The sequence below is a fragment of the Flavobacterium sp. FlaQc-48 genome (genome assembly GCF_044007335.1).
GTDB lineage: Bacteria > Bacteroidota > Bacteroidia > Flavobacteriales > Flavobacteriaceae > Flavobacterium.
Genome location: NZ_JBIPCR010000040.1, coordinates 1 through 2,464, shown reverse-complemented (window position 1 = coordinate 2,464; position 2,464 = coordinate 1). Strand labels below are relative to the sequence as shown.

The following is a 2,464-nucleotide window of genomic DNA, read 5'->3' as shown; positions in this document are numbered from 1 at the left end:
AAACGATGTGCAATAATAATTATAGTTTTTCCTTGTTTTTTGAAGTTATCTATGGTTTGTTTAACGATCATTTCAGAACTTGTATCTAATGAAGATGTTGCTTCGTCCATTAACAAAATATCCGGATTTTTGTATAGTGCCCTTGCAATTGCTACTCTTTGCTTTTGGCCTCCGGAAAGCATCGCGCCATTTTCACCAATCTGCGTTTCAAAACCATTGGGTAATTTTTCGACAAAGTCTGTTATTCCCAGCTGTTTTGATAAGTCTAAAATTCTTTGAATATTGGGAAATGAATCGCCTAAAGCAATATTTTCAATAATATTTCCCGAAAACAAATTAAGCTGCTGCGGAATCACACCTACTACTTTCCTTAGGCTTTGGTAGTGAATAAAGTTTGTATCATATTCCCCAATATATATTTTACCTTCTTTTATTGGATATAAGTTTTGCAGCAATGAGATTAAAGTTGTTTTTCCGCTACCGCTTTCCCCTACAATAGCCGTAGTTTCATTCTTTTTGAATACTGCATTGAAATTTTTAAAAACTTCCAGGCGTGATCCATATCTAAAAGAGACATTTTCAAATCTTATATCTCCTAAATTTTCTTTTTGCAATTCGATCTTGTTTTCTGTTTCTTCTCTTTCTAAATCCATAATTTCAAAAAGCCGGTCTGCTGCAATTAATGCATTTTGTGCTGTTTTATTCATACTTATCAAAGAGGCGACAGGCGAAGTAAAATAACCAATCAAAGCATAGAACGAAAACAATTCGCCCGGAGTAATCGCCCTGTCGATTACATAACCCGATCCTATCCACATTAAAACCACAGTAAACGCAGAGGCCAGAAACTGTGTCGATGTACCGGCAAAGATTCCGTTCAGACCTGATTTATAAGTGGTAAATAAGAGTTTTACAAATTTATTTTCTGTTTTTAGATTTGAAAATTCTTCTATTCCAAATTCTTTCACCGTTCTGACATGGGTAATGCTTTCGACTAGTTGCGTTTGCAGTTCGGCTGCATTCTCCATAATATTTCGTTCGACTTTTTTATTGAATTTATTTAAAATAAAATATATCGCTGTATAGAATGGAATGACAAGAAGAATAACCAGTGCCAGTTTCCAGTAATACGTGAACATTAATACAAATGAAAAAATGACAATGAATATATTGACAATCATTTCAATGGCTACTTCGTTTATAAACGAACGTATTTTTACAGCATCGTTTATTCGGGAAGTAATTTCTCCTATTTGCATCGTATCGAAAAAACGTTGTGGCAAATGCAGTAAATGTTTGTAATATCCAAGAATCAGTTTAGCATCGATTAACTGCCCGGTTTTCATCACAAAAATGCTCTTTTTAGAACCTATATAAGCCTGTAATAAAACAATAGCAATCATAGAAAAGCTCAATAAATTAAGCAGATTTCTATTGCCGTCTACCAAAACATAGTCTGTTATTTTTTGTATGTAAACAGACATTGCCAATCCCAAAACAGTAAATAGTATTGCCCCAACCAAAGCCTGGAGTAAAATCGTTTTATGGGGCTGAATCAGGTCCCAGAACCTTTTTAGTGGTGAGGTTTTTTCGTTTATTGTTTTAAAATTATCGCTTGGAGCAAAGAGAATCAATACCCCTGACCATATTTTTTGAAATTCTTCGAAACTATAAAGTTCTAATTTTCCAGGACCGGGATCCATGACCGTGATTTTAGATTTTTCTACTTTGTAAATTACTACATAATGCTGCAGCTGTTCTTTGGTCACAATATGGGCAATTGCCGGAAGCGGAATTTTATCCAATGCATCCAAAGCCCCTTTTACGCCTTTTGCAGTAAAACCCATTTTTTCGGCTCCTTCTATGATCCCCAAAACATTTGTACCGCGTTTATCTGTATTGGCAAACTGGCGTATTCTGGCTATAGGCAGATTAACTTTAAAATGGTTTCCAATAGAAGCCAGACAAGCAGCACCACAATCTTTAATATCATGTTGTTTTATTTTTAATGAAGCCATTTTTATTGATTATTTGATATTTGTTTGGGGTTTAACCAATTGTCTATTTTGTCAAATAACAGATCGAATAAACTTCTTCTCGTTATTATATATCTTGTTGTTAAGGTCATTCCTTTTGAAACATTAGCCTGATAACCTGATTTTAACTGTAAGGTTTTTGATTTTAAGGCACAGCGTACTTTAAAGAAAGCCTGATCGTTCTGTAGCGTGATATTACGGTCAATATCGATTACCTTTCCTTCCAGCAATCCCCATTGATTGTAGTTGAAAGCATCTAACTGAAATTTTACTTTTTGATTTTTTCTAATAAGACCAATGTCATTTGGAGAAACATTGCATTCTACAATAAGCTGATCTGTTGATGAAATTGTAGCTATTGGCTGTGATGCATTTATGAAAGAACCTTTCTGAATGCCTGAATAGTTCTCTATGGTGCCTGAAACAGG

At 34.4% G+C, this 2,464-nt stretch carries 2 protein-coding genes; both read right to left on the bottom strand.

Annotated elements, in window-relative coordinates; translation table 11 throughout:
- Nucleotides 1-2,018, bottom strand: a 2,018-nt coding sequence (locus tag ACHRWY_RS27465; RefSeq protein WP_395359201.1) for a peptidase domain-containing ABC transporter, incomplete at its 3' end; no start/stop codon positions are given.
- 2 nt (nucleotides 2,019-2,020) lie between these two features.
- Nucleotides 2,021-2,464: HlyD family efflux transporter periplasmic adaptor subunit (locus tag ACHRWY_RS27460; RefSeq protein ID WP_395359199.1), on the bottom strand; the 444-nt coding region annotated here is incomplete at its 5' end.